This is a genomic window from Pseudoalteromonas sp. NC201, from assembly GCF_002850255.1.
Classification (GTDB): Bacteria; Pseudomonadota; Gammaproteobacteria; order Enterobacterales; family Alteromonadaceae; genus Pseudoalteromonas.
Map to the genome: position 1 here is coordinate 2,126,727 of NZ_CP022522.1, position 16,279 is coordinate 2,143,005.

Sequence of the window (16,279 nt, forward strand, 5' to 3'; positions counted from 1 at the left end):
ACTTCGTTTCCTTCTATCTAATTGGCGGCCTTTCAGGAAATCTGAACTTTTGATTTAATCTGGATAGTTCTTTTATGTATCTAACCCCTTTAACAATCAAATAACCATCGTCTTTTTTGGTCACCACCGTTGGTAAAGAGTACAATTCAGTTGCACTTTCGACCACTTTTTTACCTTTACCATTGGGGTAGCTTTCTACTTCTATGATTAACTCAATAGAGCTACCAACTTCTAGGTTTAATAGTTCACAGAGTTTTCCTTCAGTGAACTCAAAGTAATAACCGGTTCGATTAGGATATAGCTTCCAACCACTGCTAAGCTTGGCCAACTGATGATGATTTATCTCCTGTATTTTGTCATCACCTTCTTTTGACCAATAAAAACGAGCAGAAAAGCCTTCTAACTCATTGGTAAGGGGGGCGCTTACCTGCACTTTAAACACACTTAAAAATCTTTGAATATTTATAGTGGGCGAGTACAACATGCTGTAAAAATCGGTTAACGCATTTTCCATTTTTTGCTGCCATGTTGACGCCCGTACAGCAGAAGACTTATTGCTATCGTCTTTATATTTTTGTTGACGCTTTTTACTCCAAGGACAGGCATTTAGCCAAGCCTCTATTTCAGATTCATGAAAAATAAGCAGTAAACCAGCGCCAATTAAGATAATCAACAAACCCAATAACCCTAGCGCACTTGCAATAGCGCCAAATGTTGCGACTGCGCCAACACTTAAGGCGGAAATTAAATGTGTTGCAGCGACTAAACTTGCTGAAGCGGTTAGTGACAAAAAACCCACCATCATCGTCATATTGGCATAATATAATGCGGTATCTCCGCTTTCCTTTTCTAACATCGCATCCTTAAACGCAACATAGGCGCTAACGGCAGCGGCAAGTAGGGAAATCGCGTTTGCTGTAAAAACCAAAACCCCTCTTAATACGACCATGCCTGAAACATGCGATGCTGAGTTTTTCAATATGGCGTTGACTTGCTTAGGAGTTGGTAATCCAGCCTTTTTTTCTACCACATTTGCACCGATATTGATCATAATGTCGGCAAAATCAAGAATTGCTGACGCTTTTGTAAGCCCACTTGCACTGGCATTTTTCATTGTATCGAATAAATTAACTGCCTCTAATGCGGCAACAAAAGACAGTGCCCCGTTTAATGCTATATTGTAAGTGCGAGGTTTTAAGCTAAATTTTGAGAGCCTCCCCAAGGAATCCGCTTCTTTTTTCAGACTATCCAGCTCCCAGATATTTTCATTTATCTTTTTTGTATGGCCTTTAACCTCTTTTCTTATACCTCCGACTTCGAAATCGAGCTTTTCAATCCTACTCGCATCCAACACCAATACTTTTTGCTGTAAGCGTTTTTGTGCAAATTCGGCTTTTATTTTTTGTCGCTCCAGTGTTTTTTCAATTTCACCCAAGGTACCATCCAGAGACAAAATATGACCTAACTGTTGCTGAACAATCTGTCCTCCACCCAACTCGGTTTTGACATAAGGATGTGCTACAGGATTCTTCTGATGACTATCAGCAAACGCCTCTGCCGCTTTCTCCAGCTCATTCAGGCGCTTAGATGCTCGTTCAGCTTTTGACTGAAAGTCCAGTGGTAAAAATCCATCAGGTAAATTGCCATCTAAATAGTCTGCAATAGACAGGTTGATCTCTTTTATCAAACCATTTGTCGAAACATCTACCAATTGCTTAAATCGACCAAAGAGATCCCCTCTGACACTGTTTTCAAATCTAGCTGATTTTGCATACTCTATCGAGCTTGACAATGCACTAAGCTCTCTCTTTGCATTCGTTAGTTGATATTGCACATTGGAGGCAGTTTTTTTGATATCACGTAATGCTTGCTCTTGGCGTTTTATTTGTAAGTCTAGCTGTGCCACTACTGAGTCTGGATTCATGCCTCCTGCAACAGCCGCATTTAAAATTTGGTTACGCGCTTTAATATAAGCACTAATTTCTGCTTGTTTAGCTTTAATAGAGCGCTCTAGTGCCACCTTTTCATCTTTTAGTGCATTTGTATCAAGCGCTAACGTTTCTGCTTTGGCTTTACGGTCTCCGTATACCGATTTAATATCCTGCCCTTGCGCTGCATTTAATCCGGTTGGCACCTCAAGACCAATCACCAAGAATCCCCACATCGCCTGTGAAGCTCTTCGGAGTACTTGTATTACCGCATCTGTAAATGATGAGTCTTGGTCATGCATGGGCTGCAAGTTATCTTGCATAAGCGTAAGATCAAAGCGCGTGTCAAATTCGTCGTTTGAACCTTTAAGACGGCACTCATACGCAGTCATCTCATCCTTTATCTTTTTAGGATAGAGCAGCTCAATTAATCTTAGCCTTTCAGTCGGATGCATCCCCATCACTTTTAGCCAACACTCTTGCCCTACGTCATTCGCATCCAATTCATCTAACTTTTTGAAATCATCGTCTGACACCGCAAAATGACTGATCAGGGTAATGGTTAAGTCCTTTATTGGGCCGAGTACATCGGAGCATACTGCGTATAGCAAGCACCGGCGTATATCATCGTAGTAGGCATAGTCTTCAATAGAGTAATAAAAAGAATTGTTTTTTTGCTCGTCACTAATAATCTCAAAGAGCTTCGCTTTTGATTGATTAATTTGCAGACCGAGTTCAAAGGCGCGGTCAGTGTGAAGATATTCTCTAAATTCAGTGGTGCTGAAGCTATCTTCTATATACTCCCGATACTGCTGTGCAAGATCCTCAGCGTCTTCATCAACTTCCACTCCGAGCGCCTTCTTCTTTTCTATTCCTTTTGGATAGTGAAAGAAAGTGCTCTGAATTGCAGTTGCTAACGAATGCTTTGCCAATTGGTTTGGACTAGGTTCGAAACGTTCAGTCTTAGACTCTGCTTTAAATTCAGGATCTTGTTGTATTGACGTTACGGGAAGGCTTAACAACTCCTTGCGATATATCGCAACCCTGGCGCTGGTGTCACGGGCTAACCCTATACTGTCGGCTAGTACCGGTACATACACACCTGACATATCTGGAACAGGTAAAACTAGGTGATCGGGTAATGTCGAATTATCGTAACCCTGCTTAAAACTTGCCAGTTTATCGAGTTTTTGCATTCTGTTGGCACGTCTGTTGGTCGCTTGGTCTCCGTTAAGACCGGGCTTTACACTTGGTCCATAATTTAAACGCGGATCCGTTTCAGCCATACCGCCAAATGCTTCAATTTGCTTCCAGCTCCATTGAGTTTCTGAATAAGCAATTTCAACACTACACTGTTGACCATACAACTTGTTTGGGACGATGATGGTACTGAGCTCTTCTGTAGTGGCTTTTCGCTCACCTTTGTCAACCATCTCAAGTGCTAATTCTGTATTGTCTACACTACACTCTTTGCCATAGTTATCTTTTTTATAAGAATATTCAGCAACACGAATAACTCTATGACCCTTTTGAAAGGCTAAATTGACATCTTTAAACGCGACACCTTCACCATTTTCCCTTGGAAGTACTTCCAGCTCTCGCCATAAGTGTCCGTCAACGTAAATATAGATAAATCCTTCTCTTAGCTGATCTTCTCCGTCTATCCCCATTCTCAACGGATAAATATGGACCAACTCCACTTCTGCATCTTGTGCAGTGTCATTCGCCGAAGAAGTACCAAGTGGTATTTTGTAGTATCCCGAGGTGCCAAGATCTGGGTTAGTATCAGCAACCATCAAAGACACTTTCTCTTGGTCGTTTGCTAGCCCTTCAAAAACCAGCTCTCTGTGAGCGGTTTCAAGATTCGTTAAGTCTGGTACTGTAAAATCACTCATCCTAGTTTCACTCCATCCTTGTAATACTCTTTACCTGATACGCTTACTTTTAACTTTTTACTTCCTGATTTATCAGGGGTTGCATCTCTTTTTGCCACTGACAGTGAGCTAGGGGTTGCACCGCCAGGTTGGTTAAGAGGAGAAGGTGGCGTGTTTTTACTGTTAGAGATCATAAGATCTCCTTGGCGCACGGCGGGTTTTCCTTCGATATACACATCAAAAGAGCTAGTAATAAACTCTGCTTTGCCTTTGATAGTGCCGCTGGCAATGCCTTTCTTTTTACCGGGTTGGTCACCTGTGCTTTTTGAAAAGTTACTTTTTATATTGGCTGCAGGGTTGCCATTAATTTTTACCGAGCTTGCGGTGCTCGCTGCATCACCTGATTTGGCGAGATTGCTATAAGGAATTGGCACAACAACCTTACCAATCTTAGTCCAGCACACATCTATGGTATTTAGCATGCCACCACTGTCTTTATGGACTGCGGTACGACCATTAATTAATACGTTTTGGCCGCTCACGATGCCTACCTGCTGTGCTTCGCTATCTACATCTTTTTCAATTTGTTCCTCAGTGCCAGCTTGCCATCCTATTTTGCGTTCAACCAAACCTAAAAATGCCCGAGCGTCATCAATTGGCTTATGCATATCCATGCCAGTTTCTGGTTCTTCATGAGGTAAAATCGGCTCGTTTTTTTCATCGTTCCACTTAGGCGGTGGGACAATATAGTCATTGGCAAATTCGGTTATCATTTCACCTAGCATCATATCGCCATATTTAGCGCGCGCAATCTCATCTATAAACGCGTTTTCACCGCTTGCTTTATCAGGAAATACGGCAATCCCATTTACACAGCCAATAGCACCATTATTTTTCGCTGCGATAGTAAGCTTTAGCAATGCGGGATTATTATGTCGCCACGACACACTCCCGCCTACTCGAAGCATTGCAGACATGGCATCTTGATCGTACTGAATCGAATCTGGCTCTTTTCCCTTTACTGCTGCGATAAAGCTCATAACACACTCCTTGTTACTGAGATTAATTGTGGTTTTTCTTGCTCTGTGATCAGCCACACTCTGTCAATATGGCTATTTAACGGGTTGTGTAAATAACTGCTGGCAACCGCAAGTCCCATTGCATTATGGCCAGCGCCAATATAACCAATGGTATTTGCTGTGTTGTTGAGTTCAATTAACGCATCATGCTCTTGGTACAGGGCGCGGCTGGCATTAAGCCACTCTCTTTGCCACTGTTCACTGAGTAAGCGGGTTGAAATATAGGGCTCGCTTATCTCTGCATGCAACTCCTTTAGTAGTTCACCTAAGTCGCCCTGATATGCTTTGGTCTGGCATGAAGTCTTACTAGCGCTTGTACCAAGGAGTACGCAGCCCCCTTCACTTAATACAACACCTTCAGGGCCGCCAACAACTTGTAGCTTGCCTACCCAGTTTGGCTTTGACGCTTCATCATAACCAACGCAACTATCTACAAATACATAGAGGCTATTTGGCGAGAGCGAATCAATATCAAGCACTTGATACAACTGAATATCGTCAACATTCAGCTCAAGGTGGTCACAAAGCGCCCTAACATCGGACAGCTCTATATATGGCTCTTCTGCTTTTGCGTAGGCAGTAATTAGATTAATGGTGCCGTCCCACGTGTTGGCACTGCCATCAAGCCGTTGCTTTGTCTGACTTAACAAAGATTCAAGAATGGCTAAACAGCGGTCTTTACGTCGTGTGACCGAGATTTCTTCAATTTGCGCGCGCAAGTATGGAGCATCGAGGCTTATATCGTATCTAACAATGGCTTTGCTTGGCGTGCAAAAGCGCATGTTGTTTGCGACCGCGGTATATAAAGCACTTGGATGGTTACCGGCGGGGGTTTCTAGCGCGATTAATTCAAACTGCATGTGCCACTCCTTGCGCTTGCGCCTCTTCTACTAAGAACACACTGTTACTGCCTGTTTGGCTCTTTTTTACCCTTCCTCGCCAGATTAATGAAAACTGCTGTGTTTGCGAGTCAATTACCAGCGTATCACACTGCATATCAATAGGCGTGGCGTCTGGGCCATTAACTAAACGACAACGCGGCACAGCTCTTGGTAACGCCAGTTTCAAGCTTTGTCCATAAGGTAAATCTGGCGTTAAGCCCATCATTTCAATCCACCAGCCATCACTAAACGGGTTTGGAGTTTGTTGGTCTTGCGGCGCGACTTGATAATGCGCAGCGGGGACTACTTCTTTAAATGGAAACTTACCCGCGAGGGCTTGGGATTCGTCAACCTCAGGAAGTTTATCCACCCTTGGCGACCAAAATGGTGGGATCGCTGCAAAGCTTGCAACCGCAGTGTCGTGGCTCGGCTTTTTTAATACCTGATTAGCATACTCCACTTGTGGCAATGGCTGGCCTTTCGCTTCTTTATTTTTGAGCTTATAACCACGACCAAGGGGATTTTGGGTAGAAACTTGTTCTTCATCCGACGGACTTGTGCCGCCATAGGCAAGTTGATAATTTAATACACAGGACGATAATACTTGTGGATCGCTCGCCACAGGCCCGAATAGCGATCGCTTCCACACACGCTCACCAGTAACTCGAAGTAATTTATCAACAAATACCCTGTCGTTACAGCCGAGTTTTAGTCCAACTTCAATCACTCGCGCTTGCTTGTCGGTTGGTGGAAAACAGGTCAATTCGCCGTATACTTCAAAACCGGTTTTATAGGGCTGAACTTCGCTAACGGCGGTTAGGCAGGCTTCAAGCCCCTCACCGTCAAAGTCATCAGCAAGCACAACTGGCGCTCCAGTTGGATCGGGATATACATTACCATTTACGTCGTATTCAAAGTTTTGCTTCACAGCGACGACTACGATGGGATCTTTTTCCTCATCCCAAGCCTCAACCGTGCTACTTTGCCACTCGGATTCATTCACTAGCATGGTTCAACTCCTGCTTTACTGATTGCCATTGAAGATAAGCCATCGGCATGTAAAAAAGCGCAGCGCCAAGTGCATGCGAGGAAATTTTGGAAAGCTTGCGCTGTATAGCAAGGCCAGCCAATCCCTGTTGTAACCAAGCCGCTGGCTCAGAGACTTTACGCCCTGCGAGTTGATGTTGGGTATTTGCTGTAATTAGGGCTTGGCGTTCGTATTCTGCTTGCTTAAAACTGGGTAATTTTTGCGATTTTTGAGACTTAACGCCAGTTTGTGCATCACTTATTGCAAATTCTTCAGGTAAGTCGAGAGCGGTGATTTGTTTCCACGCCTCGTAAGCCGGACGTGCGGTACTGGGGACTTCGAGTAACTTAACTAGATTTTGTAACGAACGGGTATGAGAAAAGTACGGAAACACTTCTGCAATGTAGCTTGGGTTATGCTGGCAATAAAGTAAGCATGGTTCATCCCATTTTGGCTCATCGAGTAAACCTGCCAGCTGCAATAGTTTTGCTTTTAGCGCGGCATCATCGGTCATCGCAAACCGCTTAACTAAGTGCTCTGAAAGTTGCTCTGTATTACACAGCCACATATTCACCAATGCCGTGTAGGCAATTTCAGGGTTGCTATGTTCAAGTGCGGCCATGAGTTGGTGGCGCGACAAGTTAACCGTACTAAATGCTAAATAGATAAGGCTCGTAGGCCAATTTTCATCTGTTGATAAAATTCGCTGTCTGAGTGCATCACCAAAATCAATGCGCCATGCCGACAAGTTATGAATGAGCAGCTCAGCAAGCGCAGGCTCGCTGTTAATCGCCGTGATGATCTCACTAGCTTGGGCTTCAAGCGCTCTTGTCCCAAAAAGATGGTTAATAAGTAACAACAGCTGAGGTGAGTCAATCTCTTGGGTTAACGTAAATACATCGTCAATCGACCCATGCGCGATACAATCTAGTTGGGAGCGATTTATCCAGTGTTCTTCGTCCGTCGCAGCTAAGGTATACACATGATTTAATAGTTGTTTTTCAAGAGCATGTAAACGCCCAGTCTCAACTACTTGGCGTGCATTAAACTTTTGATAATGACGCCAAAGCGACTTGAGTTGCTGACGGTGAACGGCCAATTTGGTTGCAGCTAAAAACATAGTCACACCGTATCAGCTTAATTTAATCGAATTGGCCAGCCTTGGAGGCTGAGATCTTGCTCAATATCGGCGTTTAACAGTTTACCTTCAAGCTGTATCTCACCATTGCCGTTGATCGCAATGCTGCCATTTTTGGTTTTGACACAGACTTCTTGCTCGCCATTTAACACCACGGTGCCGTTGTTATTTGTTACCGACGCTGCCGGAAAATCTTGCGGTGCGGCTAAGCGACCAATAACGATAGGCGTTGCCACGCTATGTAGCAACACTTCATCGTCAATATTCACGCGTGTCACGCTGTCTAGTTGACCTTTAACCTTCATTTCTACCTTAGATTCGTCACACTTCACTCGTAACACTTTGCCTAATTTATCAATGGCAGATACACGCCATACGATGTTGCTTAACGACGGTGGAAATTGTACGACATTGGTTTTCATAGACTTTGCTCCCTGCTTAGTTATGGCTAATTGCAGAGCCAGACACTGAAATGTTGCTGGCGCTTAAGTTCAAGTTGTTCGCATCAATGGTAATATTACCTGCCGCATCAATTTCTATTTTACCGCCGCCTTGAGAAAGCTGAATTGAGCCGCTACCTTGGCCAACGATAGAAATGTTTCTATCGGCATTGATAGTGAAGTTACCATTATGCGCCGCAAGCTCGACGTTACCGTCAACACTGAAGTAACTGATGTCTTGCGCGGCCTCTAGATTAATGGATTGCTGCGCTTCGAATTGAATATTGCTATCAGCAGACTGAATTTTAATGTCGGTATCTGCGGTGAGTTGAATAGCCTCTTTGGCATTGATCTCAATATTGGACTCAATACTTTGGATATAAACAGCATCTTCTGCGCGAATGCTTATTTCTTTGTCGGCTTGTGCCACAATATTCGCTTGTGATTGCAGCGTCATCGCTTCTTTCGATTTAATATCGATGTAACCTTTTTTGGTTTCAAGCTTGATAAATTCGCTACCTTCGGTGGCATTAAATTCGAGTATATTTTCTTGCGATTTGGTGAACAATTGGATTTTCTCTTCGCCTTCTTTGTCATCCATCAACAAAGTGTTTGACGCTCTTGTCACCAATTTGTTTTCGCTGGAATTCTCAAAAGTTACAGGGCTTAGTGCCTCCTCGTTAAATAGCGCACCGAGAATAATTGGCCTGTCTAAATCACCATTTTCACCCGCCACCATGACCTCAGTTCCTTTGTTTAAAGGAAAATGCATGCCGTATCCACCCGGTCCACCATAGTGCTGCATAAGTCGAGTCGGTTTACTCTCTTCCCCTTCACCATCTTGGTTAAATGGCAACTTGACTTTATACCGTCCCTTGTTATCCACTTCTTGTTCGATCGTGGCGTTAAACGATGCAAAGACCTTTTTGCGTTTTATGACGGGCGCTTTAAACTGCACATCAATTGGGATGATCGTCGCTTGGTTTTTATAGGTTAAGCCTTTTACCTTGGAGCCATATTCAACGCTGCCACCTTGACAGCCTTTATGGGCAACGGACACCACTAAGTAACGACCGCTGTAATTAGGGTGATCGGTTATGGTTAAAGCTACACCTGGACGAAGCGCTCGACAGTCGGTATCAATAACAAAAAGATTTCGCTGACAATCAATGCTTTGCTGGTGTACTTTGGTAAGCGCGTCGCCATCTCCTTCAGTCATGAAGTTTTCAGCAAATATACTGTCTTCACCAAAGCCACCAACCTCTGTTTGATTGTTACTATTAACAGACAACGCACAGCATTTTTCATAGTCTTCGTCGTACAGCCTAAAGCCACTATTTAGTAGGCTCGCTTTTTTAGAAAAGGCAAAGACAGACTCACTTGGCCTAACTTGTCCGGTAGGTGACGCATAAGGCAAGGTGATCTCTTCCATCTCTGCAGAAAAATCACTGCTGCTGCCAAACACTGACAGATTGGCTTGACTGCCCGTTGACTCTGTGCTGCCGTAAACAAAACCGTAGCGGCGCATTAGACGCGTTACAAAGTCAAAATCACTTTCATCGTACTGCACAGTCATAGCAAGGGATGGTGATGATGCCTTCAGTTGCAATTTTCCTGACGGGAACCCTGCCTTGTCTAACACACTTTTAACGATGGCATCCGCAGACATGTCGGTAAAAACGCGATTAGATCGTTGATGTTTGAGTAACACCAAAAGTGATTGAAAGGATAAGGTATACACGTAGCCTTGATGACTGCGACCATGGCAGACATATTCGGTAATAATCCCCGAAACTGTTCTGTCAGACATAGCCCATGTAATGGAAAATGTAACATCTTTACCAATCACCAGATCAGGCTCAATTAGTTCCTCACTTAACACCTCAATATCGAAGCGATAGTCACTGCATAAGCTGTCATTCTGTGATTCAAAACTCAATACTTTAAATAAACTCCCAGACAACCCCGCAATTTCGATTGCAAAGTGACTTTCGTTTGCCTTAGGCAGTTTATCGGCAAGTGATGCGAACATTTCCATTTTTGTCTCCTTACTCGTATCTACCGTTAACTTAAGTCGGCGAATACGGCTTCAATTTCACCATTTTCATCCAGTGTCAGCGTCAGCAGATCTGGCATATCTTCTTCGCTCATAAAGCCCAAAATTGAGCGAGCGATCCCAGGTAAAATTTGCTGTTCAATTGTTGCGTTAACCAATCGTGCGCCACTATCAGACATAGCGCACTTATCGGCTAGATAATCTAACGCCGTTTGATCTACGCGCAGTTGTATAGCGTGATTGTCACGAAGTCGCGCTGCGACCTTCTCAAGCTTAAGTGCCACGATATGTTTTAACACATCGGTATCAAGCGGGAAGAAAGGCACAACCTGCATACGTGCTAAAAGCGCAGGTGCAAAATGCGCGAGCAAGTTTGGCTTAATTAAGCTGACTAGCTGCTGAAAGCTCGGTCTCTCAAACGGTGTTTCTTCCTCGTTGTTGTCTTGTGCTTCTTCATCTTCAGGTACGCCTTGCTGAATGATCCCATCCACCATTTGTTGCATGGCCTGCTGCTCGGTTTCTGGTGTACAAGCATTGATGATTTGCTCAGCCCCTAAATTAGAAGTCATGATGATAACCGTGTTTCTAAAATCGATTTCACGCCCCTCACCATCACGCATTACGCCCATTTCAAACACTTGGTAGAACATATTCATGACATCTGCGTGGGCTTTTTCCACTTCGTCAAGTAACACCACAGAATATGGACGTTGACGCACCGCTTCGGTTAACACCCCGCCTTCACCATAACCCACATACCCCGGTGGTGAGCCTTTGAGTTGTGATACCGTGTGTGCTTCTTGATATTCACTCATGTTTATCGTGGTTAAGAACTTTTCACCACCAAATAATAGCTCGGCTATGTGTTTTGCCGTTTCGGTTTTACCCACCCCTGAAGGACCTGCTAATAAAAATACGCCCAGTGGGCCAGACGACGCCGACACACCCGCTTTTGCAACCCGTAATGTTTGTGCAATCGCAGTCAATCCAGCATTTTGCCCCACTACACTTTGTGCCAGTGATTGCTCAAGCTTAAGTAAGTTCTCCAGCTCGTCTTTCACCATGTTACCTACAGGGATCCCAGTCCAACTTGCAATCACTTGCGCTACCGTATCACTAGTCACTTCAGAGAAAATAGCATTATCATCTTGATTTAACGCAGCAAGCGCTTGTCTAATCGCAGGTTTCTCTTCGTCACTTGCACCGTGTAAAGCATTATAAGTATCAATTTGCAGCTCACGGCTTTGCTCAAGCTCAGCAAGCTGCTCTTGGGCTTGTGTAAGCGCATCGGTGAGACTTTGAATGCAAGTTTGATCTGCAATCCCAAGCTTTGACTCGATTGCCAAGCGTTCAATTCTGCTTTGATAGTAACGGATCTGCTCTTTGGCTTTATCAATCACCACAGGCGATGTTGCCGGTCCCATTCTGACCATAGCAGCTGCGGTATCTAGTACATCAATGGCTTTGTCAGGTAATTGTCTACCTGTGATATATCGTGCAGACAAAGTAACCGCGGCTTCAATTGCACTGTCTGTGATTTGAATTTGGTGGTGCTTTTCGTATTTATCTTTCAGCCCGGTGAGCATAAGCTTTGCGGCTTGCTCGGTTGGTTCATCGACTTTTATTAATTGAAAGCGGCGTTCAAGCGCAGCATCGCGCTCAAAATATTTTTTATATTCGCTCCAGGTCGTTGCAGCAAGTGTTCTTACTTCTCCACGTGCAAGCGCTGGCTTTAGTAAGTTTGCGGCATCACCCATGCCAGCATCGCCACCAGCACCAATCAAGGTATGTGCTTCGTCAATAAATAAGATAACGGGGGTCGCTGAACGCTTTACTTCATCAATGACTTGTTTAAGACGACGCTCAAATTCACCTTTGACACCAGCTCCGGCTTGTAGTAGGCCCATATCCAGTACGCAGATCTTTACTTCTTTAAGTTCTGGCGGAACTTGCCCTTCAACAACGCGCTGAGCAAGTCCTTCTACCACTGCCGTTTTACCAACCCCAGGTTCACCGACAAAAATTGGATTATTTTTTCGGCGACGACACAGCACATCAATTGCGAGGCGGATCTCTTCGTTGCGCCCAAGGACAGGGTCAATTGCACCTGAACGTGCTTTTTCAGTGAGGTCTTCACAAAATGCTTCTAGTGCGCTTTCACCTTGTGAACGACTATTCGACACCGTGTTGTCAGCATTTGGCTTACTAAATACTTGGCGCTCAGTCGAGCCTTTACAAATCTTATTTAAATTCTGCTTTAAGAAGTGTGTATCAATCTTGTCGAACTCGCGTGCCAGCCCAAATGCAGGGCTGTATATCGCCATGTCTTTGAACGAGTCAATCAGCGCAGCTCCTGTGATCCAATCATTCTGATGGCGCATGTTTGCACTGAGCCACGCTTTTTCTAACCACTCATAGAGACGACGGGAAAAAACCGGCTTGCTCGGGTTGCCTGCATCTTGTTGATTGATAAATTCGAGTGCACTATTCCACAATGCGTCTTGATCAACTTCGAAGAAAGGTAAGATCTTCGCAACATCGCCGTCATTGTGCTCTTCCATTAACTTTAATAGGTAATGCTCTGGTAGCACTTCAAAATGCTTTCGACTCGCTGCGAATCCAGCCGCGGCTTCTAACGCTGTCGCGCTGTGATGATTGAGTTTGTCTATGAGATTCTTTATGCCTGTTGCGTCCATCTTTTAATCCTTGCTATTCCCGTTCGCATTAAAACTGTGATTGTGAATATATTTTCTTCTCTACGCGTGCGTTAACTTTACCTATCGCACAACTTATCCCAAGCTTGCCAGCTCCTAACCGAGTTCCCTCGCGTGCTTGACGATTGATCTGCACTACCAGTTGCCAATTCATTTTGGTTGAGGTGTGCCAATTTAATAATTGTGATAAACGTTTGGCTTTTACACCACCGGGCTCATATAGCTGCGCCTCAGCCTCGTCCATTGGACCCAGCTCAATGCAAATACGATTGCCCGTCACCAATACACGTTTGCCCAATATGCCATTGCCGCCCAACGAAAAGCCGCTTTGTTTTGACCCTAACTTACCCGCTTCGGTAATTCCTTCCCACTCAACGATATTATCTTTAATCGTTAAGCTTTCGTCTTGTAGCGCTTGCTTTAATACTTGCTCAAGCCCAGCTGCGCTGGTTTGTTTGGCACTAATTAGGTTTAATTTGCTCTTATCTGACTGGTTATTTTCAAATACTGCAGCAACTATTTGATCAAATTGCTGCGCACCTATGCCCGCAAGGTTTATCTGAGATTTCTTCCAACTTTGAAATAACTGGCAATACAGCACATGATTAAAGAGATCTAAAAATGCACGTGTTCTTGCACCTATCTCCTCGTCTCCTACGGCTTGCTCTAACAAGTAGTGCGGCATCGCAGCATCAACGCCATACAAACCGAGGAATGAAGTTTCGAGCCTCAGCTTGCCTCGTTGCCTTACTTGTAATTCGCAGCGTCTAACATCCGATGCTGGAAACCCAAGTTCTTTATACGGTGCAATTTCAACGCGATGACTATGGCCACTTTGTAACTCGTTATTGCTAGCCCAGTGCTGTTCAATAAGCGTTAGCGCCTTGTACAAGCTAAAACGCCAAGGTGTGGCCATCAATTTAGCTATCGGCTCTGGCAATTTTGCCCAAATGGGTTGGTTTTGCTGCTCCATCATTTACACCTGATAACTGTCGCCTGCCGTCACATCCCATTCCCACTCGTGGTAACTTGGCAGCAGCGTCACTCTGGTTTTTAAACATTCGTTAATTGGCGCATATAATTTAAAGAACTGATGCAACACATCACAAAAATGATACGCATCAGCCGTACAAACAAAGCTCTTTTCGTTTAGGGTTAAATGGATCTCTATCCCTTTCACGAATACGCCCTTTTGTAGCAATGAGATAGGTTTAGATTCAGCACCTTGGATGCTCTCGATACGATTTCTATTTTCAGAGCGCTCCGACCAATCAAACAGTGCCAATAGCTTTTTCAGCTGGGTTGGCTCCGCAAGCTGAGAAAAACGCATGTTCAACAAGCTAATGAGCTGCCAATGTAAAGCCAAATCAGGAGAATTAAGCAACTTGCTCGGTCTTACGACATTTTTAACACTAAGTACCGACGGCACATCAGCGCTTTGTGCATTGATATCGCCTTCTTGCAGTGTTTGCCTTGGCCACGCCGCGTTATGTGCCAACAGATCCGTCGATAAAGTGGTAATATCACCTACTTCTTGCATTGAAAGCTGAATGTAAGTCTGTGGCGATACCCCGCCAATGTCGCGGCTTATCAGTGAATACAAATGGGCGTTATCTTCATATACCGTGCTATACCGAGAAACAAAGTCGATGGCTTCCCCGGTGCTACTGCTTGCGCCTTGTACCGACTTCACGCTATAACAAAAACTCTCTCCAAGCTTATTTTGCACTGGATGTAGTTGGTATTCGGTTTGGTTTTCACTGACTCGGATAGGCTCGGCATCTACCGGGTAGATATTTACCGCAGGTACACAATTAAGCAGGATATTATCCGCATTTACTTTGTTACCGGGTGGTAATTTAATATCACTGGCTATTTTGATGCTGATGGTATTAGTATCTGGATCAATATTTAGTGTATTCAGTCCCGTTAGTTCAACAAAATAGAACTTTTCACGAGAGTTAAAGTAATCAAGCAGCAACGCATAAGCGGGATGACTCTGTTCGCTGTTCGGCAGCATTCCGGTGCTGTCTTTATGAAAAGCGGCATCTATTTTTGATTTGCTCAAGGTATATTGCGTCGTACTACCAAGCTTTCCTGTCTCAACCCCTATCGCTGCGTTTGGATTCTTCATCATTTGATAAAGGCTGGCACAAAGCGGCGTGTCACCACGTAAATACACCCGCAATTTAGAGAGATCGTAATCATCTAAACTGCCTTGGCCTAACCGCTTGAGGTGCAAGTTTAACGTCGCACCAGTGTGGATCTCATGATAGTCCACAGAGTAGATCTCAAACGGCAGCACTTTCGTTTCTGCGGTGGTAGTAAAGTGACAAGCCACAGGCGCGTTGTCACTTTTATGGGAAGATATTTTCGCGCCTTTTGGCACACTCACCAGTCCTTGCATGGTGAGTTTTGGCGCAAACTCTAGCACCGTCGTAGACGGATAGTAGTTTAATAATATTGGGCAAATCTGTCTGAGTACCTGCTCAGACACTTCAGGTAGCGTCTCGTCCAATCGCTTTTGCGTAAATGCTGTCAAGTAAGCGACTCCTTCGAGCAAGCGCTCAACATGAGGATCTCTATCCTTTAATGCGTCAATATTTAAAAAGCCGGCGTGTTCGGGATACTGCTGAGCAAATTGTTTACCTGCTTGTGTTAACAGCCTCATTTGCGCATCAAAATATTGCTGCATATCCATTAGTCTGCTCCTCCTGCATTGACGTTTGCTTTACCACCTGATGCAAACTTAGTATTCAATCTGATTATCTCGCCGGTTTTTAATTGCGCTCTTATCTCAAATCGAATCACACAGTTTTCCTCTTTTATGTCGATGGGTCGAACGATGAGGTTGGTAATTCTTGGTTCGTACTTTTCTATGGTTCTTTTTACTTCATTGGCAAGTGTTTGCTGTGAATAAGGTAGCCCTTCATATAAATCTTCCACATCCGGTAAACCATAATCGCTTAAGTGCTCAAGCACTCCCCTACGCGCATTCAACAGTTGCGTTAGGTGTTTACATACGCTGTCGCTTAGATGCGATAAATTGTTATCGCTATAGGCTTGGCGTGATGGTTGAGCTAGCAAATCAAATAAGGCCATAGAAAAATACGCTCTCTATTCATTGCGCGAACTAGTGTAA

Annotated in this window: 11 protein-coding genes; all 11 read right to left on the reverse strand. The window is 44.3% G+C overall.

Annotation, left to right across the window (positions count from 1 at the left end; all coding sequences use genetic code 11):
- Positions 1–13 precede the first annotated feature (13 nt).
- From PNC201_RS08945 to tssE, 11 genes are read right to left on the reverse strand one after another with little or no spacing between them, the layout of a single operon-like run.
- Positions 14–3,823, reverse strand: a complete 3,810-nt coding sequence (locus tag PNC201_RS08945; protein ID WP_102056844.1) for a toxin VasX — start codon at positions 3,821–3,823, stop codon at positions 14–16.
- Entirely contained in the window at positions 3,820–4,842 is a 1,023-nt protein-coding gene (locus PNC201_RS08950) for a DUF4150 domain-containing protein (RefSeq protein WP_102056845.1), read from the reverse strand. Before PNC201_RS08950 ends, PNC201_RS08945 begins: the two co-directional genes overlap by 4 nt.
- The gene (locus PNC201_RS08955; protein ID WP_102056846.1) at positions 4,839–5,741 is read right to left on the reverse strand and encodes a hypothetical protein; all 903 of its coding nucleotides are present in this window, start codon (positions 5,739–5,741) and stop codon (positions 4,839–4,841) included. The genes PNC201_RS08950 and PNC201_RS08955 overlap by 4 nt, the downstream gene beginning before the upstream one ends.
- The gene (locus PNC201_RS08960; protein WP_233525152.1) at positions 5,731–6,771 is read right to left on the reverse strand and encodes a DUF2169 family type VI secretion system accessory protein; all 1,041 of its coding nucleotides are present in this window, start codon (positions 6,769–6,771) and stop codon (positions 5,731–5,733) included. Before PNC201_RS08960 ends, PNC201_RS08955 begins: the two co-directional genes overlap by 11 nt.
- Positions 6,758–7,909, reverse strand: coding sequence for a hypothetical protein (locus PNC201_RS08965; protein WP_102056847.1), 1,152 nt, complete (start codon positions 7,907–7,909; stop codon positions 6,758–6,760). The genes PNC201_RS08960 and PNC201_RS08965 overlap by 14 nt, the downstream gene beginning before the upstream one ends.
- A 17-nt stretch (positions 7,910–7,926) precedes the next feature.
- Complete coding sequence (locus PNC201_RS08970; RefSeq protein WP_102056848.1) at positions 7,927–8,349, reverse strand: hypothetical protein; 423 nt, start codon at positions 8,347–8,349, stop codon at positions 7,927–7,929.
- A gap of 16 nt (positions 8,350–8,365) precedes the next feature.
- Positions 8,366–10,405, reverse strand: a complete 2,040-nt coding sequence (locus PNC201_RS08975) for a type VI secretion system Vgr family protein (RefSeq protein ID WP_102056849.1) — start codon at positions 10,403–10,405, stop codon at positions 8,366–8,368.
- A 26-nt stretch (positions 10,406–10,431) separates the two neighbouring features.
- On the reverse strand, positions 10,432–13,119 hold the full coding sequence (gene tssH, locus PNC201_RS08980; protein ID WP_102056850.1) for a type VI secretion system ATPase TssH: 2,688 nt from the start codon (positions 13,117–13,119) through the stop codon (positions 10,432–10,434).
- A 28-nt stretch (positions 13,120–13,147) separates the two neighbouring features.
- The gene (gene tssG / locus PNC201_RS08985; RefSeq protein WP_233525153.1) at positions 13,148–14,113 is read right to left on the reverse strand and encodes a type VI secretion system baseplate subunit TssG; all 966 of its coding nucleotides are present in this window, start codon (positions 14,111–14,113) and stop codon (positions 13,148–13,150) included.
- Complete coding sequence (gene tssF, locus PNC201_RS08990; RefSeq protein ID WP_010604822.1) at positions 14,114–15,838, reverse strand: type VI secretion system baseplate subunit TssF; 1,725 nt, start codon at positions 15,836–15,838, stop codon at positions 14,114–14,116.
- Entirely contained in the window at positions 15,838–16,239 is a 402-nt protein-coding gene (gene tssE / locus PNC201_RS08995; RefSeq protein ID WP_010604823.1) for a type VI secretion system baseplate subunit TssE, read from the reverse strand. Before tssE ends, tssF begins: the two co-directional genes overlap by 1 nt.
- Positions 16,240–16,279 lie beyond the last annotated feature (40 nt).

Coding starts and splice junctions, on each gene's coding strand:
- PNC201_RS08945 (WP_102056844.1), bottom strand. CDS start 3,823: ATGAGTGATTTTACAGTACCAGACTTAACGAATCTTGAAACCGCTCAC.
- PNC201_RS08950 (WP_102056845.1), bottom strand. CDS start 4,842: ATGAGCTTTATCGCAGCAGTAAAGGGAAAAGAGCCAGATTCGATTCAG.
- PNC201_RS08955 (WP_102056846.1), bottom strand. CDS start 5,741: ATGCAGTTTGAATTAATCGCGCTAGAAACCCCCGCCGGTAACCATCCA.
- PNC201_RS08960 (WP_233525152.1), bottom strand. CDS start 6,771: ATGCTAGTGAATGAATCCGAGTGGCAAAGTAGCACGGTTGAGGCTTGG.
- PNC201_RS08965 (WP_102056847.1), bottom strand. CDS start 7,909: ATGTTTTTAGCTGCAACCAAATTGGCCGTTCACCGTCAGCAACTCAAG.
- PNC201_RS08970 (WP_102056848.1), bottom strand. CDS start 8,349: ATGAAAACCAATGTCGTACAATTTCCACCGTCGTTAAGCAACATCGTA.
- PNC201_RS08975 (WP_102056849.1), bottom strand. CDS start 10,405: ATGGAAATGTTCGCATCACTTGCCGATAAACTGCCTAAGGCAAACGAA.
- tssH (WP_102056850.1), bottom strand. CDS start 13,119: ATGGACGCAACAGGCATAAAGAATCTCATAGACAAACTCAATCATCAC.
- tssG (WP_233525153.1), bottom strand. CDS start 14,113: ATGATGGAGCAGCAAAACCAACCCATTTGGGCAAAATTGCCAGAGCCG.
- tssF (WP_010604822.1), bottom strand. CDS start 15,838: ATGGATATGCAGCAATATTTTGATGCGCAAATGAGGCTGTTAACACAA.
- tssE (WP_010604823.1), bottom strand. CDS start 16,239: ATGGCCTTATTTGATTTGCTAGCTCAACCATCACGCCAAGCCTATAGC.